The organism is Chelatococcus caeni (assembly GCF_014196925.1).
In the GTDB taxonomy this organism is placed as follows: domain Bacteria; phylum Pseudomonadota; class Alphaproteobacteria; order Rhizobiales; family Beijerinckiaceae; genus Chelatococcus_A; species Chelatococcus_A caeni.
Window position 1 is genome coordinate 309,628 of the sequence record NZ_JACIEN010000001.1, and the last position, 23,771, is coordinate 333,398.

Here is a 23,771-nt window from a genome sequence, read left to right on the forward strand (position 1 = left end):
TCGAGGCGGAGAGAGTGGGAGGTCACCGTCCGCACCTCCCCGGGAAACGAGAACCGGCTGCAGCCAGATAGCCGCCCATGACCGTGCAGCCCAATCTGCCCTCCGCCACCGCCGGCCGTCTCCTCGTCGAGCGTGCGCCGGCCAAGGTGAACCTCTTTCTGCACATCACCGGCCGGCGGGCGGATGGCTACCACCTGCTCGAAAGCCTCGTCGCCTTCGCCGGCTGCGGCGACCGCCTGTCGCTCGATCCGGCCCGGCCGCTCGGCCTCACCGTCTCCGGGCCGGGCGCGGAGGCCGCGGGTGGAGGGCAGGACAACCTCGTGCTGCGGGCCGTGCACCATCTCATGGCCCGGCGGCCGGGCCTCGTGGCCGGCCACTTCCACCTCGACAAGCGCCTGCCGGTTGCGGCCGGCCTCGGCGGCGGCTCGTCCGACGCGGCGGCGGCGCTGCGCCTCATGGCGCGACTCAACGGCCTCGGCCTCGACGACCCGGCCATCCGCGCCGCCGCCGTTGCGACGGGCGCGGACGTGCCCGTCTGCCTCGACGGCCGGGCGCGGGTCATGGCCGGCATCGGCGATGTCCTGGCGCCGCCGCTCGGCCTGCCGCCGCTCTTCGCCGTTCTCGTCAATCCGCGCGTGCCGCTGGCGACCGCCGATGTCTTCCGCGGCCTCGGGCTCGCGCCCGGCGCGATGGCCGATGATTCGCCATTGCCCGCCGCGCCCCCGGTCGTGAACGGCCGTGCCGCCTTCCTCGCCGCACTGTCCGGCGTCCGCAACGATCTTGAGGCGCCGGCAAGAGCGCTGTCCCCGGCGGTCGCGGAAGCGCTCGCCCTGCTGCGCAGCCTGCCGGCGTGCCGGCTCGCCCGCATGTCCGGCTCGGGCGCGACTGTCTTTGCCTTGTTCGACGACTGCCGTGCCGCGGCGCGCGGGCGCCGGGCGGTGGCCGCCGCGCGCCCGGCGTGGTGGGCGCGCGCGACCGTTCTGCGCTAGAGCCGGATCCGATCAGGTTGAATCAACCTGATCGGCAAAACGGACTCTGGCCGGTCAGTAGGCGCGTGCGATGCAGAAGGCGACGGCGTCGAGGAGCGCCGTCTTCATGGGGCTGTCGGGGAACGCGGACAGCGCCTCGCAGGCGGCATCGCCATAGGTGCGGGCCCGCGCGATGGTGTCCTCGATGGCGCCGTGGCGGCGCATGATGCGCTGCGCCTCGGCGAGGTCCTCGTCGCGCACCTCGCCCTTCTCCAGCGTGCGGTGCCAGAAGGCGCGCTCCGCCTCGTCCCCCCGCGCGAGCGAGAGCACGACGGGCAGGGTGATCTTGCCCTCGCGGAAGTCGTCGCCGACGTTCTTGCCGAGGCTGGCGCTGGAGCCGCCGTAGTCGAGCGCGTCGTCGATGAGCTGGAAGGCGATGCCGAGGCTGGTGCCGTAGCTGCGGCAGGCGGCCCGCTCATGGGCGGGGCGGGCGGCGAGAATGGGCCCGACCTCGCAGGCCGCGGCGAAGAGCGCAGCGGTCTTCGCCTCCACCACGGCGAGATAGCCCTGCTCGGTGGTGGCGAGGTTCTTGGCCGCCGACAACTGCCACACCTCGCCCTCGGCGATGACGGCCGCCGCATCGGCGAGCACGGCGAGGGCGTCGAGCGAGCCGACCTCGACCATCATCTTGAAGGCCTGGCCGAGCAGGAAATCGCCGACGAGCACGCTCGCCTCGTTGCCCCACAGCATGCGGGCGGCGAGCTTGCCGCGGCGCATGTCGCTCTCGTCCACCACGTCGTCGTGCAGCAGGGTCGCGGTATGCATGAACTCGACGCTCGCGGCGAGCTTGACGTCGCCGTCGCCCTCGTAGCCGCAGAGCTGGGCGGTGGCGAGCGTCAGCATGGGCCGCAGGCGCTTGCCGCCGGAGGAGATGAGATGGTTGGCGACCTCGGGAATCATCGCCACGTCCGAGCCTGTCCGCGACAGGATCATCTGGTTGACGCGGGCCATGCCGGGGGAGACCAGCGCCACGAGCCTGTCTATACCGGTCTGCTCCCGCGCGCGCTCCTCCATGGGGACGACGACACCCACGCTCTCTTCCTCCAACTTGACGCCACCAGCAGCCGCGACAAATAGCGATATTTGCTGCACCTTGCACGCACCAATGACGGGCCGCAACGGGCCCCATTGCCGCAAGGCGGGGGCGGCCATGCCCTCGGGCGCAGGAAGGCGGGAATGAAGGAACTCATGCGCACCAACGACATCGTGCTTCTGGGGGCCGCCGAGGCGCTCCTCAAGGCGGCGGACATCCCCTGTTTCGTCGCCGATGCGCATATGAGCATCCTCGAGGGATCGATCGGCGCCTTCCAGCGGCGGCTGCTCGTCGCGGACGACGAGGAGGCCCGGGCGCGCCGCCTTCTCGGCGATGCGGGGTTTGCGGCAGAGCTGCGCGATGCGTGACGGAGAGCCGGCCGCTCACGGTGAAGTGACCGAGGACGCCATGCTGGACGGCCGTCTGCGGCTCGTGCAGCCCCGCAAGGGCCACCGGGCGGGGTCGGACGCCGTGCTGCTGGCGGCGGCTTGCGGTGAGGTCGCCGCTGAGACGGTGGCCGATTTCGGTGCCGGCGTCGGCGCCGTCGGGCTGATGGTCGCTGCGCGGCATCCCGCCTGCCGGGTCGTGCTCGTCGAGAACGATCCCGGCCTCGCGGCGCTGGCCCGCCGCAATGTCGCGCTCAACGGGTTCGAAGACCGCATGGAGGTGTGCGAGGCCAACATTCTCGCGCCGGCCACCGTGCGCCGGAAGGCCGGGCTCGCTGCGGGCTCGGCCGGCCTCGTCGTGACCAATCCGCCCTTCTGGCCGGCGGGCAGGGTGCGCACCTCTCCCGATGCCGGGCGCCGGGCGGCGCACGTCATGGCCGACGAGGCGCTGGAGGGGTGGTTGCGGGCCGCTGCCGACATGCTCGCGCCGGACGGACGCCTCGTCCTCATCCATCGGGTGGATGGGCTGGCCTGGCTTCTTGCCGCGCTTGCCGGGCGGTTCGGCGACATCGCGGTGCGTCCGGTCTATTCAGCTCCCGACAGGCCGGCGGTACGGCTGCTCGTCGCCGCCCGCAGGGGCAGCCGGGCCCCCATGCGGCTTCTGCCCGGCCTCGTGCTCAGCGGCGCGGACGGACGCTTCACGCCGGAAGCGGACGCCGTGCACCGTGGCACGGCGTCCGTCGCGATGGGCTGATTACCAGCGCGGGCGACAAACGCGGCGCGGTCCCCAATCCGTGTAGACGGTGCGGCAGACCACGCGCGACCGCGGCGGCGGTCCCCAGTAGCGGCCACGCCGGTCGCGGCCCCATCCGCGGCCGTAGCCGCGCGGCGGCGGACCCCAATGGCGGCGCGGCGGGCCGTAGTACTGCGCCCTCTCGATGTCGGTCGGCGTGCTGGCCAGCCGGACGGCGTCCTGCGAGGCGGCGAAGGGGCTTGCCGCTGCCGGCTGGGCGATCGCGAGGCCGAAGAGGCCGGCGAACAGTGCCGCTGCACAGATCCTGCTCATGCGGAACATCACTTCCTCCTTTCTCGCCGGCTCCAGGCGGAGCCTTCTGGCGAAATCCGGGACATCATCCGGCATGGCAGATGAACCGGCGATGTATGGAAACGCGCGGCGTCCCTGCCTTGTTTCCCCCTTGGGGCCGGCTATGCTGGCGGGCCCTGCATCGCCTATCCCGCAAGGTGCCATGTTTTCAGCGCCCCTGTTCCTGAGACGCTTCCTTCCCGCGCGCTTCCGCGCCCGCCAGCCGCTGGTGCCGGTGGTGCGCCTGCAGGGCACCATCGGCATGCCCATGCCGCTGCGCTCCAACATCACCCTCGAATCCGTGGCGCGATCGCTGGAGACGGCGTTCGGCTTCGGCGATGTCGCGGCGGTGGCCGTCATCGTCAATTCGCCCGGCGGTTCGCCGGTGCAGTCACATCTCATCATGCAGCGCGTGCGCGCCTTGGCCGACGAGAAGGAGGTGCCGGTCTTCGCCTTCGCCGAGGATATCGCCGCCTCGGGGGGCTACATGCTGCTGCTCGCGGCCGACGAGATCTTCGCCGATTCCTTCTCGCTCGTCGGCTCCATCGGCGTCGTCTCGGCCGGCTTCGGCTTCGACAAGCTCATCGAGCGCTTCGGCATCGAGCGGCGCGTCTACACGGCGGGCGACCGCAAGATGATCCTCGACCCCTTCCGCCCGGAGCGGCCCGAGGACGTGGCGCGCCTCAAGGACATCCAGGCCGAGATCCACCGCAAGTTCATCGCCATCGTGCGCGAGCGGCGCGGCGCCCGCCTCCATGGCGGCGACGACGAGCTCTTTTCGGGGGCCTTCTGGTCGGCGCAGGAAGCCCTCGACCTCGGCATCATCGACGGCATCGGCGACCTGCGCTCGGTGATGCGCCAGCGCTTCGGCGACAACGTGCGCCTGCCGCTGGTGGCCGAGCGGCGCTCGCTCTTCTCGCGCGGGCTCCTGGGCAAGGCCGAGGCCTCCGCCCTCGTCGATCCCGCCGAAGTCGTCGCCGCGCTCGAGGAGCGGGCGCGATGGGGGCGCTTCGGCCTCTAGAGGCCCCTCAGCGGTCCCGGCAGACCACCGGCTCGCCGTAGCCGGCATAGACCACCCGGATCGGCTTGAGGCACGGCGCGGCCTGCGGCCGGCCCGCCCGGGAGACAGCCGGCGGGCCGGCTGCCTCCGTCACGATCGGGCCTCTGCCCATGGCGCTGACGGCGAGGGGCGTCAGGGCCGCCGAGAGCGCGGCAAGGGCGGTGATGGCGAGCAAGGTGCGCATGGCGGGAGCCCCGATTTCACATCGTTCAGCGCTGCGGGAGAGGTTGGCAGGCGTACCAGAGGGCATGGCCGTTGCGGTCGTAGACGACGCGCAGCGGCATGCCGCAGGTTTCGTCGACGCTTGCAGGCTGCAGCTGCGGCTGCGGCGGTCGACGCGGCGGCACGCGCTTGTTGCAGGCCGCGCCCGGCTGGCAGTTGGAGCTGCTGGCGTGGGTGATGCGATCCCGCTCCAGGATGCGGCGGTAGACCCCGTGGTCGTCGCCGCCCTCGCCGGAGTTGCCCGGGCCACCGGCACCGCCACCGCCACCGATGCCGCCACCCCCGCCACCACCGCTGCTACCGCCGCCACCGCCGCCTTGTCCGCCGCCGGCGGACTGGGCGAGGGCGGGGGAAGCAGCGGTGAGGGCGAGCGCTCCGGCGGCGCCGGTGGCGAGGGCGAGGGCGAGCATGGTGGCCCGCGTGGTCTTCGTCATGGTCATCATGGCCGTTCTCCTGTTCCGTGGGCGGTTCGTTCCGCCGACGACAGGAGCATGCCCCGCGCCTCTTCCTGGCGATGTGCGCCGCTGCACCTGGCCTGCAACCACCGGGCGAGCCGGGGATGGTGCCTTCATGCGCAGAGGAAGCCGTTGACTTGAAAGGCCCGGCGGCTAGGTTGCCGCGATCCCGCCTGCGGGCGGACGGATGTTCTCGATGAAGGGGCGGCGATGAGCGCGGCCGAACGGATGACTGATAGCCATATGAGCCCCGCGCGGTCCTTCCAGGGGCTGATCCTCACTCTGCAGCGCTTCTGGGCGGAGCGCGGCTGTGTCATCCTGCAGCCCTACGACATGGAGGTCGGGGCCGGCACCTTCCATCCTGCGACGACGCTGAGGGCGCTCGGCCCCAAGCCCTGGCGGGCGGCCTATGTGCAGCCCTCGCGCCGGCCGAAGGACGGGCGCTATGGCGAGAACCCCAACCGCCTGCAGCACTACTACCAGTTCCAGGTGATCCTGAAGCCGAGCCCGAAGGACCTGCAGGACCTCTACCTGCAGTCGCTCTATGCCATCGGCATCGATCCGGCCCTGCACGACATCCGCTTCGTCGAGGACGACTGGGAAAGCCCGACGCTCGGCGCCTGGGGCCTCGGCTGGGAGTGCTGGTGCGACGGCATGGAGGTGAGCCAGTTCACTTATTTTCAGCAGGTGGCGGGCTTCGAATGCGCGCCGGTGGCGGGTGAATTGACCTACGGGCTCGAGCGCCTCGCCATGTATGTCCAGGGCGTGGAGAACGTCTACGACCTCAACTTCAACGGTGGCGAGGGGGCGGACAAGGTCACCTACGGCGAGGTCTTCCTGCAGGCCGAGCAGGAATATTCGCGCCATAACTTCGAGCACGCCGACACCGAGATGCTCTTCCGCCACTTCAAGGACGCGGAGGAGGAGTGCCGTCGCCTGATCGCGGCCGGCGCGGCGGGAGACGGCGACAACGACCGGCGCCACAAGCTCGCCCTGCCGGCCTACGACCAGTGCATCAAGGCGAGCCACGTCTTCAACCTGCTCGACGCCCGCGGCGTCATCTCGGTCACCGAGCGCCAGAGCTACATCCTGCGCGTGCGCGAGCTCGCCAAGGCCTGCGGCGCGGCATGGCTGGCGACGGAAGGCGGCGGGGCCGCCTGAAGGGTTCGCGTCGTGACATCTTTCGCCGTGATGCTGGACACCATCCTTCACGCCCAGCATACCAAGCACTGAAACCCCGGCCCCTCCCCGCAAGGGGAAGGGGAGTGACAGGCGCTCGTTCTATGCCCGATCTTCTCCTCGAACTCTTCTGCGAAGAAATCCCTGCCCGCATGCAGCGCAAGGCGGCGGAGGACCTGAAGAAGCTCGTCACCGACGCGCTCGTCGAGCGTGGCCTCGTCTATGAGGGCGCCAGGGCCTATGTGACGCCGCGCCGGCTCGCCCTGCAGGTCGTCGGCCTGCCGGCCCGCCAGCCGGACGTGCGCGAGGAGAAGAAGGGCCCGCGCGTCGGCGCGCCCGAGGGCGCCGTGCAGGGCTTTCTGAAGAGCGCCGGCCTTGCCTCGCTCGACGAGGCGAAGGTCGTCGCCGACCCGAAGAAGGGCGAGTTCTACGTCGCCGTCATCGAGCGTCCGGGCCGCGACACGCCCGAGGTCGTCGCCGAGATCGTACCCGACGTCATCCGCAGCTTCCCCTGGCCGAAGTCGATGCGCTGGGGCAAGGCCTCCGCGGAGCCGGGTGCGCTGCGCTGGGTGCGGCCGCTGCACTCCATCCTGTGCACCTTCGGTCCCGAGACCGAGATGCCGGACGTGGTGCGCTTCGAGGTGGGCGGCATCGCCTCCTCGGACGTGACCTTCGGCCACCGCTTCATGGCGCCGGGCCTCATCCTCGTGCGCCGCTACGACGACTACGTCACATCGCTGGAACAGGCCAAGGTCGTGCTCGACCTCGACCGGCGCAAGGACATCATCCTCAACGAGGCGAGAAACCTCGCCTTCGCGCAGGGGCTCGAGCTCGTCGAGGACGAGGCGCTGCTGGAAGAGGTGGCCGGGCTCGTCGAGTGGCCGGTGGTGCTGATGGGCTCCTTCGAGGAAGCCTTCCTCGCCGTGCCGCCGGAGGTGATCCGCGCCACCATCCGCGCCAACCAGAAGTGCTTCGTGCTGCGCGACGGCCAGACGGGCAAGCTCGCCAACCGCTTCATCCTCGTCTCCAACATCGAGGCCAAGGACGGCGGCGCGGCCATCGTCGCCGGCAACGGCCGCGTGGTGCGCGCCCGCCTGTCGGACGCCAAGTTCTTCTGGGAGACGGACAAGCGCACGAAGCTGGAAGACCGGCTGCCGAAGCTCGATTCGATCGTCTTCCACGAGAAGCTCGGCACCCAGGGCGAGCGCGTCGCGCGCCTCGCCGCGCTGGCGCGCGAGCTTGCCCCGATCGTCGGCGCCGATGCGGACAAGGCCGAGCGGGCCGCACGCCTCGCCAAGGCCGACCTCGTCAGCGAGATGGTCGGCGAATTCCCCGAGCTGCAGGGCCTCATGGGCCGCTACTACGCTGCCGAGCAGGGCGAGGACGCGGCCGTAGCCGCGGCGGTCGAGGACCACTATAAGCCGCAGGGCCCGTCCGACCGGGTGCCGGATGCGCCGGTCAGCATCGCGGTGGCCCTCGCCGACAAGCTCGACACCCTCGTCGGCTTCTGGTCCATCGACGAGAAGCCGACCGGCTCGAAGGACCCCTATGCGCTGAGGCGTGCGGCGCTCGGCGTCATCCGGCTGGTGCTGGAGAATGGCGTCCGGCTGAAGCTCGTGCAGTTCCTCGATGATCTCGTCGTCGTCGGCCGGCTGACGTCGAGCTACGAATTGCCGGCCGGCACGCCGAAGGTCTCGACGCTCGAGGACCTCCTCGCCTTCTTCGCCGACCGCCTCAAGGTCTACCTGCGCGACAAGGGCGCGCGGCACGACCTCATCGATGCCGTCTTCGCGCTCGAGGGCCAGGACGACCTCGTGCTCATCGTCCGGCGCGTGGAGGCGCTCGGCCGCTTCCTCGACACCGAGGACGGCAGGAACCTGCTCGCCGGCTACAAGCGCGCCGCCAACATCCTGCGCATCGAGGAGAAGAAGGACGGGCGCAGCTATGACGGGACGCCCGACCTCGCGCTCATCGCCCAGGGCGGGCAGATCGAGGAGAAGGGCCTTGCGGTCGCGCTCGATGCGGCGCGGCGCGACGCCTCGGCGGCCGTCGCGCGCGAGGATTTCGAGGGCGCCATGCGGGCGCTCGCGGCGCTGCGCCCCGCGGTCGATGCCTTCTTCGACAAGGTGACGGTCAATGCCGAGGATCCCGCCCAGCGCGAGAACCGGCTGAAGCTGCTCAACGCCATCCGCGAGGCGACCCGCGAGGTGGCGGATTTCTCCAGGATCGAGGGTTGACGGCGAAAGGGGCCTTGGTTGCCCGTCATGGCCGGGCGTGAGCGCCATGCCCCAATTGGCTGGCCGAGCGTGCAGAACGACGTTCCACCGCCGTCATGGCCGGGCTTGTCCGACTTGCGTCCCTTCCAAGAGACGCAACGCGCATGCGCGTTGCTGTTGCCATCCACGCCTTATGCCTGGTGCTGGATGCCCGCGACGAGCGCGGGCATGACGTGGGAGAGTGGTTCGGCGGACTGGACGAAGCCCCCCCCGGAACAACCGGCGATTGTGCGGCGTTGCCTGTCGGGACGTGACATCACGCCCGACAGGAGAGCGCCATGACCGCCAACCTCATCGTCATCCAGCCGCTGGTCGCCCTCATCGCCGGCGTGCTGATCCTCATCGTGCCGCGCCTGCTCAACTATATCGTCGCGCTCTACCTCATCCTCGTCGGCATCCTCGGGCTCTTCGGCGGCCGGCTCTGATCAGGCCGGGCTGCGCCGGGGCGTGACGAGGAAGACCCCGCCGGCGATGAGGGCGAGGCCGGCGAGCATCGCGAGCGTCACCGTCTCGGCGAAGACCGCGACCGCGATGGCGACGCCGAAACCGGCCGCGACATAGCCGATCTGGCTGAGATAGACGGGCCCCGCGACGCGCTGCAGCTGGAAATAGAGCACGTACATCAGCGCCGAGACGCCGACCTGCGCCGCGATGATGGCGCCGGCGCCGCTCGCCGGCCCAAGGTCAAGGAGCTGCGTGCCGTTGACGGCCATGAAGGGCGAGAGCCACAGCGCGCCGGCGAGCAGCATGGCGGCGGCGAGCGCCAGCGGCGCGGAGCCCTTCGGCCAGTAGAGCGTGCGGTGCACGTTGCCGAAGGCGACGGAGAGCGGCACGAGCAGGGCGGCGAGCAGCCAGGCCGGCGAGGTGCCGTCGGCCCGCGCGATCATGTTGGCGACGACGAGCGCCGTGCCGACGCAGCCGAGCACCAGCCCCGCGATGCGCCTGCCCGAGGGCGCGTCGATCCTGACCGACACGGCGAGGGCGTAGGTGATCAGCGGCGACAGGGCATAGGGCACCGAGGCATAGGCGGCGCCGGCCCGGGCCGCCACCTCGAAGCCGATGTAGTTGGGTGCCGCGACGGCGAGGAGGCCGGCGAGCGCGTAATAGACGAGATGTTCGCGCGTCAGGGCCGGCCGTTCGCCACGGCCCGCGGCGAGCGCGAGCAGCACGACGCCCGCGCCGAGCGCCATCCAGAAGGCGAATTCCGGCCCGGCGATGCCGATGGCCGCGGCGCCCTTGGCGAGGTTGACCGTCAGGGCGATGAGAAAGCCGACGCTGACGAGCAGCGCGAGTGCGGTGGACATGCGGGTTCCTCGTCGGATGCGTCGTCGGGCGCCCTTGCGCAGGGCGGCCACGAACGGCAGAATATCTTTGAGCCAATAATCTTGAATTCAAGATAACTGTCAAGCGGGTGAATCGGGATGGACGAGGCGATCGGGCCGGAGCGTGCGGAGCGCATCGCGGAGCAGTGGCGGCGGGAGCGGCCGGATATCGACCCTTCGCCGATGGTGCCGCTCGGCCGGCTGTCGCAGGCGGCGCAACTGCTCTCCGAGCGGCTGGCGGCGGTGTTCCGCGATCACGGCCTCGGCCGAGGCGATTTCGACGTGCTCGCCTCGCTGCGCCGCTCCGGGGCGCCCTATGCGCTGACGCCGACGGCGTTGTGGTCGCAGCTCATGCTCACCTCCGGCACCATGACGAGCCGCCTCGACCGGCTGGAGAAGAACGGCTTCATCACGCGCGAGCCGTCGCCGGAGGACCGGCGTGCCGTGATCGTCCGCCTGACGGACAAAGGGCTCGCCACGGTCAACGCGGCCGTGGTCGACCATGTCGCCAACGAGCGGCGCATCCTTTCCACCTTCTCGCCCGGCGAGGTCGAGCAACTGTCCGAGCTTCTCGCCCGCCTCATCGCCGCGCTGGGCCAGGCGGAGGAGGGCGCGCCTGCGGCGAAAGCGCGCAATGCGGAGCCGCCGTCAAAATCGATTTGAGCGGCAGCGGCAGGAACTCACCCGTCCTTCGGCGCATTGCCTTTTGCGCCCGGATGGGCCAAGCCTTCAGCGCCTGTGCTGCAGGCGCGAAGAGTGACCACGAACGGGGTCGGTGATGACGAAATGGGTCTACACCTTCGGCGATGGCACGGCCGAAGGCGAGGCGGGGATGCGCAACCTCCTCGGCGGCAAGGGCGCCAACCTTGCGGAAATGTCGAACCTCGGGCTGCCGGTGCCGCCCGGCTTCACCATCACCACCGAAGTCTGCACCTATTACTACGATCACGAGCGCAGCTATCCCGGCGACCTCGCCGCCCAGGTCGAGGAGGCGCTCGCCCATGTCGGCCGCCTGACCGGCAAGACCTTCGGCGATGCGCGCAACCCGCTGCTCGTCTCGGTCCGCTCCGGCGCCCGCGCCTCGATGCCGGGCATGATGGACACCGTGCTCAACCTCGGCCTCAACGACGTCACGGTCGCTGCCGTCGCCGCTGCGGCCGGCGATGCGCGCTTCGCCTGGGACAGCTACAGGCGCTTCATCACCATGTATTCGGACGTCGTCCTCGGCGTGGAGCACCACCATTTCGAGGAGGCGCTGGAGGACTACAAGGCCCGCAAGGGCTATGACCTCGACACGGATCTCCTCGCCGAGGACTGGCAGGTGCTCGTCGCCCGCTACAAGGAGATCGTAGCGAAGGAACTCGGCAAGCCCTTCCCGCAGGACCCGAAGGAGCAGCTGTGGGGCGCCATCGGCGCCGTCTTCGGCTCCTGGATGAATAACCGCGCCATCAAGTACCGCGAGCTGCACGCCATCCCCGCCTCCTGGGGCACGGCCGTCAACGTGCAGGCGATGGTCTTCGGCAACCGCGGCGAGACCTCGGCGACCGGCGTCGCCTTCACCCGCAACCCCTCGACGGGCGAGAAGGAGCTCTACGGCGAGTTCCTCATCAACGCCCAGGGCGAGGACGTGGTGGCGGGCATCCGCACGCCGCAGGACATCACCGAGAAGGCGCGCCTCGCCTCCGGCTCCGACAAGCCGTCGATGGAACAGGCGATGCCGACCGCCTATGCGGAGCTCGTGCGCATCTACGAACTGCTCGAGCGCCACTACCGCGACATGCAGGACCTCGAATTCACCGTCGAGGAAGGCAAGCTGTGGATGCTGCAGACGCGCTCGGGCAAGCGCACGGCGAAAGCCGCGCTCAAGATCGCGGTCGATCTCGCCAGCGAGGGCCTCGTCTCGCGCGAGGAGGCGATCACGCGCATCGACCCGCTCGCGCTCGACCAGTTGCTGCACCCGACCATCGACCCCAAGGCTGACCGGCGCGTCATCGCGAGCGGCCTGCCGGCCTCGCCCGGCGCGGCCTGCGGCGAGATCGTCTTCTCGTCGGAAGATGCGGAGGAGGCGAAGAAGGCCGGTCGCAAGGTCATCCTCGTGCGCGTCGAGACGAGCCCGGAGGACATCCACGGCATGCATGCGGCCGAGGGCATTCTCACGACCCGCGGCGGCATGACCTCGCACGCCGCCGTCGTCGCCCGCGGCATGGGCAAGCCCTGCGTCTCGGGCGCCGGCTCCGTCCGCGTCGACTACCGCAAGGGCGTGATGCTCGCCGCCGGCCAGACCTTCGGCAAGGGCGACGTCGTCACCATCGACGGCTCCACCGGCCAGGTGCTCGCCGGCGAGGTGAAGATGCTCGAGCCCGAGCTCTCCGGCGAGTTCGCCACCCTCATGGGCTGGGCGGACGGCGTGCGCCGCATGAAGGTGCGGGCGAATGCCGAGACGCCGCTCGATGCGAAGACGGCGCGCAACTTCGGCGCCGAGGGCATCGGCCTCTGCCGCACCGAGCACATGTTCTTCGACGGCGACCGCATCGTCGCCGTGCGCGAGATGATCCTCGCGGATGACGAGGCCGGCCGCCGCGCCGCCCTCGCGAAGCTCCTGCCCATGCAGCGGGCCGATTTCGTCGAGCTCTTCACCATCATGCAGGGCCTGCCGGTGACGATCCGGCTGCTCGACCCGCCGCTGCACGAGTTCCTGCCGCACACCGACGCGGAAATCGCCGAGGTGGCCGCGAGCCTCGAGGTGGACGAGGACAAGCTGCGCCGCCGCGCCGGCGAGCTCTCCGAGTTCAACCCGATGCTCGGCTTCCGCGGCTGCCGGCTTGCCGTGCGCTATCCCGAGATCGCCGAGATGCAGGCGCGGGCCATCTTCGAGGCGGCGGTGGAAGCCGGCAAGCGCACGGGCGAGCCCGTCGCCGTCGAGGTTATGGTGCCGCTCGTCATGACGCGGGCCGAGCTCGACCTCGTCAAGGGCCGCATCGACGCCATGGCCGAGGCGGTGAAGGCCGAGACCGGCGTTGCCGTGCCCTATCAGGTCGGCACCATGATCGAGCTGCCGCGGGCCGCGCTGCGCGCCGGCGAGATCGCCGAAGCGGCGGCCTTCTTCTCCTTCGGCACCAACGACCTCACCCAGACGACGCTCGGCATCAGCCGCGACGACGCCGCCTCCTTCCTCGGCACCTACACGGCCGGCGGCATCCTGCCCGCCGATCCCTTCGTGACGCTGGACCAGGAGGGTGTCGGCGAGCTCGTGAAGCTCGCCGCCGAGCGCGGCCGGGCGACGCGCTCCGACCTCAAGCTCGGCATCTGCGGCGAGCATGGCGGCGATCCCGATTCGATCCGCTTCTGCGAGGGCGCCGGGCTCGACTACGTCTCCTGCTCGCCCTACCGCGTGCCGATCGCCCGCCTCGCGGCGGCGCAGGCGGCGCTCGGCAAGAGGGCGGCGAGCCAGGCCTGAGGTGCCATGCAAGGCGCGGCGGGCAGGAAGGGCGCAGGCGGGACGCATGGAGCGGCCCGGCGGCGCCCCCTGGCCGAGACCGTCTCGCCCGCGCGGGCGAGATGGCGCCGTCGCCTCGCCATCCTCTATTTCGGCGACAGCCGGCCGAGCTTCTGGTTTCGGCTCGTCCTCATCGGCTTCGATGCCGTCACCATCCTCTATTTCCTGATCTCCACGGTCATCTATCCGGAGGGGGACCGCCACTGGATCGATTATCTCGTGGCGGCGGTGCTGACCGTCGACTATGCGGCGCGCATGGCGATCGCGCCGACGCCCTGGCGCTTTCCGCTGCGCGGGGCCTCGCTCGTCGATGCGCTCGTCATCTTCTCGCTCGTGGTGCCGGTGCTCGCCAACAACTTCGCCTTCCTGCGCCTCCTGCGCATCTCGCGCTTCCTGCAGTCACCCTACATGTCGCGCGAGATCACCGAGATCTTCCCCGCCTACCGCGAGAACGAGGAGGCGGTGAGGGCCGGCGTCAACCTCGCCGTCTTCATCCTGATGATCACCTCGGTCGTCTTCGTGTGGGAATACGGCCGCAATCCGGGCATCAACAATTATCTAGATGCCCTTTATTTCACCGTCACCACGCTGACGACGACCGGCTTCGGCGACATCATCATGACCGATACGGTCGGGCGGATGCTGACCGTGATCACGATGGTCGTCGGCGTCGCCATGTTCGTGAACCTCGCGCGGGCGCTCTTCCGGCCGACGAAGGTCTATCATGCCTGTCCCTCCTGCGGGCTCGAGCGGCACGATGCCGACGCGGTGCATTGCAAACACTGCGGGCGTGTCCTGAACATCGCCTCGGAGGGCTTTTCCGACTGACCGTCCGCTTTGGCACAGGCCGCCCCGGCGCCGCTTAACCGTCTCTCAACGTTACGACGCGATAACTTTGCGGGAGAGGGGCGGGCATTTGCCTGTGGCGGAGCCGCAACGCTTGTCCGTCCCCGCCTGGTGGTCATGAGCGGCGTTGGGTGATATGCGTTTGCGTCGTGTGCGTTGGCGGCGGTCGAGAATGGCGTGGATCTGCGGCACGGTGGCGCCGTGGGCGCTGGCCGGCGGCATGCTCGTCTCCTTCACCGCGAGCGCCGGGCAGGATCTGTCGAGCGGCATCAGCGCCGCTCCGCTCGCGCCCATCCTCGCCCCCAGGCTCGCCAACCTCGTGCCGTCCTCCGCCTCGCTCGGCGAGGCGCTGATGCGCGGCCCGGCCGTCGGCGCCGGCAATCTTTTCGACATCGCCGCCCTCGATCTTTCGGATCCGCAGCCGGATGACGCCCCGCTCGAGGCGCCGCCGCGCGACGAGATGAAGGCCGCACCTCCCGGTTTCCCGGAGGTCGACCGCAACCTCAAGGGCGATCCGCCGGTTGCCCTGCGGCCCAGCCTCAGCCGCCTCGGCCGCAGCGAGCGGGAGGGGCGCGCCGCCATGCTGTCGCGCATGCTGCTGTCGCGCGACGAGCGTCTGCTGCCCGCCACCATCCTCATGCCGGGCGCGCTCGACATCCCCTCGCCGGACGAGATGGCGGCCTTCGAGCCGTGGTCGAGCGAGAGCGATACGATGACCGAGCGCTCCTTCGCGCCCCGCTCGCCAGCGGTCGCGGCGAGCGCCGGCACGGGCATCACCGTCGTCGACGGCGCGACGCCCGCCGTCGCGCGCGCCGAGAGCCTCGCCTCCGCGACGCCGGCGCCGGCTGACGCGACGCCCATGCAGATCGCCGGGGCGCCGGTGTCCTACGCCGCCGTGCGTGTCGGCGACGGCCTGTCGGTCATCGAGAAGAACGACGAGCGCCCGCAATATGCGGACCTGATCGATCCCGAGCGGATGTCGGGTGAGCAGCGCTGCCTCGCCGAAGCCATCTATTTCGAGGCGCGGAGCGAGAGCGAGGCGGGGCAGGCGGCCGTGGCCCAGGTGGTGCTCAACCGCGTGCGCTCTGGCCTCTACCCGTCCACCGTCTGCGGCGTCGTCTACCAGAACCGCCACCGCTACAAGGCCTGCCAGTTCTCCTTCGCCTGCGAGGGCCGCTCCCTGCGCATCACCGAGGCGGCCCCGTGGCGGCGGGCGGTGCGTGTCGCCCGCGAGGTCACGGAAGGCACGACCTATCTGGCCGACGTCGGCGGCGCGACGCACTACCACGCCGACTACGTGCGCCCCTACTGGGCCAAGCGCCTGAAGAAGAAGGACGTCATCGGCCGTCACGTCTTCTACCAGCTCCGGCCCGGCCAGCGCTGAGCCGCCGGCTTTACCTTAACGACGCGTTATCGTTGCACCGGCGCGGCTTTCGGCCTTTCGTTGCGGGAACAGGAACGCGCAACGGGCGCCAGGCCCGGCCGGAGGCGCCGATGATCGTGCATTTGAGAATTGCGGCACTCGCCGCCTGCCTTGCCGCGCCCGGTGCGGCCCTCGCCGGCGGCTTCTATGAGGACGGCTGCCGCCACTGCGGGGTGATCGACGAGGAATGGCCCATCGCCGCCTGGCGCGGCGGTGGCGCCAATGTCCATTATTCGGGCGGGGTGGTCTATGCTCAGGACTATTGGCCGGCGCGCCGCGCGCATCACCGGCACCGCATCGTCTCCAAATCGGCACCGCCGCGGGTCATCTACGGCCCGCGATAGCTTTTTGCCTTCGCTGCCCGGTGCGTGCGCCGCGGCGGCATTCCCTCCCCCCTTGTGGGGGAGGGTAGGGAGGGGGGCGCAAAAACCCCGAGGCTGTGCTCTTGCGTCACCGCCCCGCACCCCTGGCCCCTCCCCGCAAGGGGGAGGGGAAACCTCAACCCGCAGCGTCCACGGCGATATCGAGCCCGATATCCAGCACCGGCGCCGAATGGGTGAGGGCGCCGACGGAGATGGCGTCGACGCCGGTCTCGGCGATGGCGCGGACGGTCGTGAGGTCGACGCCGCCCGAGGCTTCGGTGCGCATGCGCCCGCCGACCATGGCGACCGCCTCGGCCAGCATGCCGGGCGCCATGTTGTCGAGCATGACGACATCCGCGCCCTCCGCGATCACCTCGGCGAGCTGGTCGAGCGTGTCGACCTCGATCTCGATCTTGACGAGATGGCCGGCGGCGGCCTTTGCCGCCCGGAGCGCCGGCCGCACGCCGCCGGCAACGGCGATATGGTTGTCCTTGATGAGGATGGCGTCGTCGAGGCCGAAGCGGTGGTTGAGCCCGCCGCCGCAGGCGACGGCATGTTTTTCCAGCGCCCTCAGCCCCGGCGTCGTCTTGCGCGTATCGCAGATGCGGGTACGCGTGTGCGCCACCTCGGCCGCATAGGCCGCCGTCAGCGTGGCGATCCCCGAGAGGCGGCCGAGAAAGTTGAGCGCCACCCGCTCGGCCGCGAGTACGGCGCGGGCGGGCCCGGCGACGGTGGCGATCGCCTCGCCGGCGGCGAGGTCGTCTCCGTCATGGCGATGCGCCGTGAAGCGGATGCGCTCGTCCGTCAGCCGGAAGGCGGCCTCGGCTGCCGCGAGCCCGGCGAGGCGGCCGGCCTTGCGCGCCATGAGCCGCGCCGTGGCGGCGCGCTGCGCGGGAATGCAGGCGGCGCTGGTGATATCGCCGGCCCGGCCGAGATCCTCGACGAGCGCGGCGCGCACGATGTCGGCGAGAAGGAGAGGATTGCCGAATTGCATGGAGGTGTCCTCGTTGGCGTGTCAGCCGGCCCGCCGCTGCCGGGGCAGCAGGGCGTCTTCGAGCGCGGTCATCGTCGTCAGGGTGCGCCGGGCAGGACCGGCCAGCGGCCGGTCGGCGCGGTAGTGGCCGCCCCGGCTTTCCTCGCGCAGCAGCGCCGCAGCGGCGATCAGGAAGGCGCAATCGGCCATGGCCGCAAGGACGGGGTCCGCTCCGGTGCGCATGGGGCCGATCTCGGCGAGGGCCGCCGCAAGGCCTTCGCCGTCGCGCACGACGCCGACACGCTCCTGCATCGTCCGGCGCAAGGCGGCGATGGCGACTGGATCGGACGCTGCCGGCGGGCCTGGCGGCAATGTGGTGATAGCGCCATCGGCCGGCCCTGTGTCGTGCAGCGCGTGACCGATGGCCTCCGCCGCGCGGGCGCCGAAGACGACGGCTTCGAGCAGGGAGTTGGAGGCGAGGCGGTTGGCGCCGTGCACGCCCGTCGCCGCCACCTCGCCGACGGCCCACAGGCCGGGCAGGCTGGTGCGGCCCGAAAGGTCGGTGGCGATGCCGCCCATGTGGAAATGGGCGGCTGGCGCGACCGGCAGGAGGTCGCGCGCGGGGTCGAGCCCGGCGGCGGCAGCGGCGGCATGGACGGTGGGGAAATGCGTTGCAAAGCCCGGGCCGGGCGCCGCGCGGCCGTCGAGGAAGGCGCCCTCGCCGGCGAGGATGGCGGCCTGGACGGCGCGCGCCACGACGTCGCGCGGCGCCAGGTCGAGGGCCGGGTGCACGCCCTGCATCAGCCGGCGCCCGTCCCGGGTGACGAGCACGGCACCCTCGCCGCGCAGCGCTTCGGTCGCGAGCGGCGCGGGATCGCGGCCGATGGCGAGGGCGGTGGGATGGAACTGCACGAACTCCGGATCCGCGATCACCGCCCCGTGCCGCGCTGCGATGGCAAGACCGGCGCCGATGGCGCCGGGCGGATTGGTGGTGACCGCAAAGAGGCCGCCGATGCCGCCGGTGGCGAGCACGGTCGCCGGTGCGGTGATGGCAAGGCCGGGCCCGCCGTCGCAGGCGCGAACGATCGCCCCGCGCACGCGCCCGCCCGTGATGATCAGGTCATCGAGCAGCTGCCCCTCGATGATCGTGACTGACGGCGTGCGGCGGATGGCGGCGGCGAGCGCCTGCATGACGGCGAAGCCGCTGCGGTCGCCATCGACGGCGAGCACGCGCGCGCGGCTGTGCGCGGCCTCGCGCGAGGGCTTCAGCCGGCCGTCGCCGGAACGGGTGAAGGGCACCCCGAGCGCGACGAGGTCGGCGATGCGCGCCGGGGCCTCCGCGCAGAGGAGGCGGGCCGCCTCGTCGACGACGAGCCCGGCCCCGGCGGCGATGGTGTCCTCGGCGTGCAGATCCGGCCTGTCGTCCGCACCGACGGCCGCGGCGATGCCGCCTTGCGCCCAGGCCGAGGCCGCGCCTTCCCCGAGCGGGCCGGGCGAGACGAGGATGACCGGCCGCGGCGCCAGCCTGAGCGCGGTGAAGAGCCCGGCAAGGCCTGCGCCGACGATGAGAACGGGCGCGCTCACTGCGCCACCGCCGCGGGCCTTGCGCCCAGTGCCACCATGCGCTCCACGGCGCGACGCGCGCGCAGGGCGATGTCGGGATCGACCGTGACCTCGCCCGTCAGGTCGCGCAGGCAGGCGTGGATCTTCGGCAGGGTGATGCGCTGCATGTGCGGGCAGAAGTGGCAGGGCCGCACGAATTCGACATCCGGCACCTCGGCCTCGACATTGCCGGCCATCGAGCATTCGGTGACGAGCACGACGCGGCGCGGGCGCTCGCGCTTGACCCAGTCGATCATGTGCGCCGTCGATCCGGCGAAGTCCGAGGCCGCGACCACGTCCGGCGGGCATTCGGGATGGGCGATGATGCGCACGCCCTCGTGGATCTCGCGCAGGGCGCCGATGTCCTCGGCGGTGAAGCGCTCGTGCACCTCGCAGGCCCCGTGCCAGGCGATGATCTCGACCTTCGTCTGCGCCGCCACGTTGGCGGCGAGGTAGCGGTCGGGCAGGAAAATGACGCGCGGCGCGCCGAGGCTCTCGACCACCTGAACGGCGTTGGACGAGGTGCAGCAGATGTCGACCTCCGCCTTCACCTCGGCCGAGGTGTTGACATAGGCGACCACCGGCACGCCGGGATAGCGCTGGCGCAGCAGGCGGATGTCGGCGGCCGTGATCGATTCCGCCAGCGAGCAGCCCGCCTCCCGGTCGGGGATCAGCACCGTCTTGTCCGGGTTCAGCAGCTTCGCGGTCTCGGCCATGAAATGCACGCCGCACTGCACGATCACGCGGGCCTCGACGCGGGCTGCCTCGCGCGCGAGCTGCAGGGAATCGCCCACGATGTCGGCGACGCAGTTGTAGATCTCGGTCGACTGGTAGTTGTGGGCGAGGATAACGGCGCCGCGCTCCCGCTTCAGGTCGTTGATCGCCTTGACGTAGGGTGCATGCAGCGGCCACTCGGCCGGCGTGACGATGTGGCGCACGCGCTCGTAGAGATGGGCCGTGGCGCGCTCGACCTCGGGCGTGAAGGCAAGCGGCGCGCCGTGGCGGATGGTCTCCCGGATCGCGACTTCCGCGTGCATGGCAGGCCTCCTTATATGCTCAAGTTGAGCATATTGATGGTACACAAATGACCGCCGAAGCGGTTCCTTATTTGCTCATCATGAGCATAACTATCTTAGCAGAACTGGTTTGGACTGGCTAGGGAGGGCTTCTCGTGGAAGGTCGCTCGAAGCGCGGGATCAGGTCTTTCCTGCGTTCGGAAACGTCCTTGGCCGGTCAAAGGCATGTCGCCCGCTTCAGTCCCTGCGCAGCCTCGTGCCCCGGACGCACCGCAGCATGCAATGATGCGGTGCCGAGCCGGGGCCCAGCCATAGAGTGCCTGCGGCAAGCTGTTGTGCTGGACCCCGGATCGCATTCCGCTTCGCTGCATGCGTCCGGGGAAAGAGGTTCCGTTTGAATGCGAGGGTGCGCGATCGGCCCGACCGCCGCCCCCGATCACCTCCCGCCGCTCTACTCAGCCGCCGCGACCACCGGGCCGAGGTCGCCGACGATGGCTTCTTCCAGGCGGGCGAGGACATGGGCCGTGCAGGGGGCGATGTTGCGCCGGGCGATCAGCCAGACGGCGAGGCGGGCGTTGAAGTCGCAGACGTCGAGCACCTTGAGCTGGTCGCGCCAGGGGCTCGCGGTGACGAGCCGGGCCGGGACGAGGCCGAGGCCGATGCCGCGGGCGACGAGCGACAGCTGCACCTCGACGCCCCACAGCTCGACGGCGACATCGAGCGTGTGGCCGGTCGCGCCGAGCGCCCGGTCGAGCAGATGGCGGAAGCCGCAGCCGTCCGGATTGATGACCCAGGGATCCCCGGCGAGGGCGGCGATGGGAATGCGCCCGCTGGCCGGATGGTCGGCCCGCGCCACGACAACCACTTCCTCGGATGCGATGTGCCGCAGCGACAATTCCGGCAGGTCGCCAGCGCTGCCGCGCCGCATGCCGATGACGGCGTCGAGCTCCTGGGCGGCGAGCTTGCCGATGAGCCGCTCCGTCCAGTCGACCACGACGACCAGCTTCGCCTGCGGCACCGTCCGCCGCACGGCATCGATGCCGAGGGACAGCACCGAATCGGCGATGCCGCTGCTGATGCCGATGCGCAGGGGCGGCTTGATGCGGCTCGAGCGCAGCTCGCTGGCGAACTGGTCGGCCGCGCTCAGCACCTTGACGCCCTCGCGGTACGCGTGCTCGCCTGCAGCCGTCAGCCGGGCCGGCTTCTGCTCCCGGTCGAGCAGCACGGCGTCGAGCTCCGCCTCCAGCCGCTGCAGGCGCCGCGTCACGGCCGGCTGGGTGATGTTGAGGCGGCCCGCCGCGCGGGCGAGGGAACCCGTTTCAGCGACAGCGATGAGGGCGCGCAGGTCCTCGAGATTCATGTCTTTTCGTCATGTCTATGATGATAAACATTCAATATCATTATCATCCTTGAAAGGCTAGGCTGCCGCGCAAATCGCGGCGCATCGCGCCGTCCGCCTCCCGGAGCTCTCCATGACGCAAACGGTTGCCGAGTCGCGCGAAGCGCAGCGTGCCATTCCGCCGGAAATCATCGTTGTCGCCGGCTGTCTCATCGCCCTCATCACCTTCGGGCCGCGCGCGGCGGCGGGCCTGTTCCAGATCCCGATGACGGAGACCTTCGGCTGGGGCCGCGACGTCTTCAGCCTGGCGATCGCCGTGCAGAACCTGCTCTGGGGCCTCGGCCAGCCGTTCGCCGGCGCCATCGCCGACAAGTTCGGCGCCGTGCGCGTCATCTGCATCGGCGCGCTGCTCTATGCCGCCGGCCTCGTGGTGATGGCCTATGCGACCTCGGCGGGCCTTCTCAACCTCGGCGCCGGCATCATGATCGGCTTCGGCCTGTCGGGCTGCTCGTTCAACCTCGTCCTCGGCGCCTTCGGCAAGCTCCTGCCGGAGCGCTGGCGCCCGCTCGCCTTCGGTGCGGGCACGGCCGCCGGCTCCTTCGGTCAGTTCCTCTTCCCGCCCATCGGCAATGCGCTCATCCAGTCCTTCGGCTTCGAGATGGCGCTCCTTGTCTTCGCGGCGAGCGTGCTGCTCGTGCTGCCCCTGTCGCTGGCGCTGGCGACCCGGGGCGCGGCGGCGACGACGGCGGTCAACGCCGGTCCTTCCCAGTCCATCGCCCAGGCGCTGGCTGAGGCCTTCCGTCACCCGAGCTATGTCTTCCTGGTGCTCGGCTTCTTCACCTGCGGCTTCCAGCTCGCCTTCGTCACGGCGCATATGCCGGCCTATCTGAAGGATACGGGGCTCCCGGTGTGGGTCGGCGGCTGGACGCTCGCCGTGATCGGCCTCGCCAATGCGGTGGGCTCGCTCTATTCGGGCTTCCTGTCCTCGCGCATGTCGAAGCGCTGGCTCCTCTCCTTCATCTATCTCGGCCGCTCGGTCGCCATCGCCGCCTTCATCCTCCTGCCGGCGACGCCGGTGACGGCGATCGCCTTCGGCATCACCATCGGCCTCCTGTGGCTGTCGACGGTGCCGCCCACCTCGGCCCTCGTGATGCTGATGTTCGGCACGCGCTACATGGCCATGCTCTACGGCTTCGCCTTCTTCTCCCACCAGGTCGGCGGCTTCCTCGGCGTGTGGCTCGGCGGCATCCTCTACGAGAGCATGGGCTCCTACACCTTCGTCTGGTGGCTGTCCGTCGCGCTCGGCATCGCCTCGGCGATCATCAACCTGCCCATCAAGGAGCGGCCGGTGGAACGCCCGGTGCCGCAGCCGGCGTGACAAAGGGGCAACACCTCCCGCGTCATGCCCGCGCTTGTCGCGGGCATCCACGCCGCGACGCTGGCTCTAGGCGTGGATGGCCGGGGCAGCCCGGCCATGACGGGTGGGGAGGTTGTGCTCCATGGTTTCTTGTTTTCGGTTTGTCTCAACAGCATGAGCATGGCGGTGAGCGTGCTCGCTGGCTCCGCCACTTCGCGCGTCCGGCCCCCCTTAGCCCAAGGGCTGAGGCGCCGCACACTTGCCCCTTGCGGCCGCCGCCGCGAGACTGGTGGCGACCGGGTTCCAAGGAGGAGAAGCGACCATGGGTGAGATCAGGGCGATCCTCGTCGACAAGGATGCCGCCGGCGGCTACCGGGCGGCAGTGACGCGGCTCGACGAGGCCGATCTGATGGAGGGGGACGTCACCGTCCGCATCACCCATTCCACGGTCAACTACAAGGACGGCCTCGCCATCACCGGCCGCGCGCCGGTGGTGCGGCGCTTCCCCATGATCCCCGGCGTCGATTTCGCCGGCGTCGTGGAAAGGTCCGAGCACCCGGCGCTCAAGCCGGGCGACGCCGTGCTCCTCAACGGCTGGGGCTGCGGCGAGACGCATTATGGCGCCTATGCCGACAAGGCGCGGGTGAATGGCGATTGGCTCATCCCGCTGCCCGCCGGCCTCTCGGCCGCCGAGGTCATGGCGGTCGGCACGGCCGGCTTCACCGCCATGCTGTGCCTGATGGCGCTGGAGAAGCACGGCGCGACGCCGGCCGACGGACCGGCCATCGTGACGGGCGCGGCCGGCGGCGTCGGCTCCACCGCCATCAGCTTTCTTGCGAGGGCCGGCTGGCACGTCATCGCCTCCACCGGCCGGCCCGAGGAGGCCGACTACCTCAAGGGCCTCGGCGCAAGCGAGATCATCGAGCGGGCGGAACTGGCCGGGCCGGTCAAGCCGCTCGCCAGGGAGCGCTGGGCGGCGGGCATCGATTCGGTCGGCTCCACCACGCTCGCCAATGTCCTGTCCATGACGCGCTACGGCGGCGCCATCGCCGCCTGCGGCCTTGCCGGCGGCATGGACCTGCCCACCACGGTGGCGCCGTTCATCCTGCGCGGGGTGGCGCTCCTCGGGGTCGATTGCGTGCTGGCAACCCGCGAGCGCCGCATCGCCGTCTGGGACCGCATCGCCCGCGATCTCGACAAGGCGAAGCTCGCGGCGATGACCGAGACCATCGGCTTCGACGACCTCATGCGCGTCGCCCCGGAGATCCTCGCCGGCAAGGTCCGCGGCCGCCTGGTGGTGGAGATGGGGTAG

At 70.6% G+C, this 23,771-nt stretch carries 23 protein-coding genes; 14 read left to right on the top strand and 9 right to left on the bottom strand.

Features of this window, described 5'->3' with window-relative positions; all coding sequences use genetic code 11:
• The first annotated feature begins 77 nt into the window (after nt 1-77).
• Nucleotides 78-989, top strand: a complete 912-nt coding sequence (locus tag GGR16_RS01545; protein ID WP_019401137.1) for a 4-(cytidine 5'-diphospho)-2-C-methyl-D-erythritol kinase — start codon at nt 78-80, stop codon at nt 987-989.
• A 54-nt stretch (nt 990-1,043) separates the two neighbouring features.
• Here the strand turns inward: GGR16_RS01545 and GGR16_RS01550 are convergent, their stop codons facing one another.
• Nucleotides 1,044-2,060: a polyprenyl synthetase family protein gene (locus tag GGR16_RS01550; protein WP_026014959.1), complete on the bottom strand. Its 1,017-nt coding sequence runs from the start codon at nt 2,058-2,060 to the stop codon at nt 1,044-1,046.
• 144 nt (nt 2,061-2,204) lie between these two features.
• On the opposite strand from GGR16_RS01550, the gene GGR16_RS01555 reads away from it, so the two are divergent.
• Together GGR16_RS01555 and GGR16_RS01560 are read left to right on the top strand one after the other, a co-directional pair.
• Nucleotides 2,205-2,429, top strand: coding sequence for a putative signal transducing protein (locus GGR16_RS01555; RefSeq protein ID WP_019401139.1), 225 nt, complete (start codon nt 2,205-2,207; stop codon nt 2,427-2,429).
• A gap of 40 nt (nt 2,430-2,469) precedes the next feature.
• Nucleotides 2,470-3,201, top strand: a complete 732-nt coding sequence (locus GGR16_RS01560) for a tRNA1(Val) (adenine(37)-N6)-methyltransferase (protein WP_246372771.1) — start codon at nt 2,470-2,472, stop codon at nt 3,199-3,201.
• Here GGR16_RS01560 and GGR16_RS01565 read toward each other — a convergent pair whose 3' ends face one another.
• A complete protein-coding gene (locus GGR16_RS01565) occupies nt 3,202-3,513 on the bottom strand; it encodes a hypothetical protein (RefSeq protein ID WP_156332753.1) in 312 nt (103 codons plus the stop codon). It lies immediately after the preceding gene.
• A 181-nt stretch (nt 3,514-3,694) separates the two neighbouring features.
• Between GGR16_RS01565 and GGR16_RS01570 the strand changes: the two genes are divergently transcribed.
• Entirely contained in the window at nt 3,695-4,552 is an 858-nt protein-coding gene (locus GGR16_RS01570) for a S49 family peptidase (RefSeq protein WP_019401142.1), read from the top strand.
• A 7-nt stretch (nt 4,553-4,559) separates the two neighbouring features.
• Here the strand turns inward: GGR16_RS01570 and GGR16_RS01575 are convergent, their stop codons facing one another.
• Nucleotides 4,560-4,775, bottom strand: coding sequence for a hypothetical protein (locus GGR16_RS01575; protein WP_019401143.1), 216 nt, complete (start codon nt 4,773-4,775; stop codon nt 4,560-4,562).
• Nucleotides 4,776-4,800: 25 nt separating this feature from the next.
• The gene (locus GGR16_RS01580) at nt 4,801-5,256 is read right to left on the bottom strand and encodes a hypothetical protein (RefSeq protein ID WP_183315518.1); all 456 of its coding nucleotides are present in this window, start codon (nt 5,254-5,256) and stop codon (nt 4,801-4,803) included.
• A 255-nt stretch (nt 5,257-5,511) separates the two neighbouring features.
• On the opposite strand from GGR16_RS01580, the gene GGR16_RS01585 reads away from it, so the two are divergent.
• The 3 genes from GGR16_RS01585 to GGR16_RS01595 all read left to right on the top strand — a co-directional run bounded on the left by GGR16_RS01585 (nt 5,512) and on the right by GGR16_RS01595 (nt 9,148).
• Nucleotides 5,512-6,429 carry a glycine--tRNA ligase subunit alpha gene (locus GGR16_RS01585; RefSeq protein ID WP_183315519.1) on the top strand — a complete coding sequence of 306 codons (918 nt, stop codon included), beginning with the start codon at nt 5,512-5,514 and terminating at the stop codon, nt 6,427-6,429.
• 122 nt (nt 6,430-6,551) lie between these two features.
• Entirely contained in the window at nt 6,552-8,684 is a 2,133-nt protein-coding gene (glyS, locus tag GGR16_RS01590; RefSeq protein WP_183315520.1) for a glycine--tRNA ligase subunit beta, read from the top strand.
• A 317-nt stretch (nt 8,685-9,001) separates the two neighbouring features.
• Nucleotides 9,002-9,148, top strand: coding sequence for a DUF3096 domain-containing protein (locus tag GGR16_RS01595; protein ID WP_019401147.1), 147 nt, complete (start codon nt 9,002-9,004; stop codon nt 9,146-9,148).
• Here the strand turns inward: GGR16_RS01595 and GGR16_RS01600 are convergent, their stop codons facing one another.
• Nucleotides 9,149-10,027: a DMT family transporter gene (locus GGR16_RS01600; RefSeq protein WP_019401148.1), complete on the bottom strand. Its 879-nt coding sequence runs from the start codon at nt 10,025-10,027 to the stop codon at nt 9,149-9,151. It abuts the gene before it with no gap.
• A 117-nt stretch (nt 10,028-10,144) separates the two neighbouring features.
• Between GGR16_RS01600 and GGR16_RS01605 the strand changes: the two genes are divergently transcribed.
• The 5 genes from GGR16_RS01605 (at nt 10,145) to GGR16_RS01625 (ending at nt 16,154) form a co-directional block, all read left to right on the top strand.
• Nucleotides 10,145-10,708, top strand: coding sequence for a MarR family winged helix-turn-helix transcriptional regulator (locus GGR16_RS01605; RefSeq protein WP_183315521.1), 564 nt, complete (start codon nt 10,145-10,147; stop codon nt 10,706-10,708).
• 115 nt (nt 10,709-10,823) lie between these two features.
• The gene (gene ppdK, locus GGR16_RS01610; RefSeq protein ID WP_183315522.1) at nt 10,824-13,502 is read left to right on the top strand and encodes a pyruvate, phosphate dikinase; all 2,679 of its coding nucleotides are present in this window, start codon (nt 10,824-10,826) and stop codon (nt 13,500-13,502) included.
• A 6-nt stretch (nt 13,503-13,508) separates the two neighbouring features.
• Nucleotides 13,509-14,369 (top strand): potassium channel family protein, encoded by an 861-nt coding sequence (locus GGR16_RS01615; RefSeq protein WP_183315523.1) that lies wholly within the window; start codon nt 13,509-13,511, stop codon nt 14,367-14,369.
• Between the two features lie 190 nt (nt 14,370-14,559).
• A complete protein-coding gene (locus GGR16_RS01620; protein ID WP_183315524.1) occupies nt 14,560-15,771 on the top strand; it encodes a cell wall hydrolase in 1,212 nt (403 codons plus the stop codon).
• Nucleotides 15,772-15,881: 110 nt separating this feature from the next.
• A complete protein-coding gene (locus GGR16_RS01625; protein ID WP_019401153.1) occupies nt 15,882-16,154 on the top strand; it encodes a hypothetical protein in 273 nt (90 codons plus the stop codon).
• Nucleotides 16,155-16,308: 154 nt separating this feature from the next.
• On the opposite strand, the gene nadC is transcribed toward GGR16_RS01625, so the two are convergent.
• The 4 genes from nadC to GGR16_RS01645 form a co-directional block, all read right to left on the bottom strand.
• Complete coding sequence (gene nadC / locus GGR16_RS01630; protein ID WP_019401154.1) at nt 16,309-17,166, bottom strand: carboxylating nicotinate-nucleotide diphosphorylase; 858 nt, start codon at nt 17,164-17,166, stop codon at nt 16,309-16,311.
• A 21-nt stretch (nt 17,167-17,187) separates the two neighbouring features.
• Nucleotides 17,188-18,729 (bottom strand): L-aspartate oxidase, encoded by a 1,542-nt coding sequence (locus GGR16_RS01635; protein ID WP_053193761.1) that lies wholly within the window; start codon nt 18,727-18,729, stop codon nt 17,188-17,190.
• Complete coding sequence (nadA, locus tag GGR16_RS01640) at nt 18,726-19,784, bottom strand: quinolinate synthase NadA (RefSeq protein WP_183315525.1); 1,059 nt, start codon at nt 19,782-19,784, stop codon at nt 18,726-18,728. The genes GGR16_RS01635 and nadA overlap by 4 nt, the downstream gene beginning before the upstream one ends.
• A gap of 430 nt (nt 19,785-20,214) precedes the next feature.
• On the bottom strand, nt 20,215-21,123 hold the full coding sequence (locus GGR16_RS01645; protein ID WP_019401157.1) for a LysR family transcriptional regulator: 909 nt from the start codon (nt 21,121-21,123) through the stop codon (nt 20,215-20,217).
• 112 nt (nt 21,124-21,235) lie between these two features.
• Here GGR16_RS01645 and GGR16_RS01650 point away from each other — a divergent pair, with 112 nt between their 5' ends.
• Nucleotides 21,236-22,480: an MFS transporter gene (locus tag GGR16_RS01650; RefSeq protein ID WP_019401158.1), complete on the top strand. Its 1,245-nt coding sequence runs from the start codon at nt 21,236-21,238 to the stop codon at nt 22,478-22,480.
• 301 nt (nt 22,481-22,781) lie between these two features.
• Nucleotides 22,782-23,771: an acrylyl-CoA reductase (NADPH) gene (acuI, locus tag GGR16_RS01655; protein WP_183315526.1), complete on the top strand. Its 990-nt coding sequence runs from the start codon at nt 22,782-22,784 to the stop codon at nt 23,769-23,771.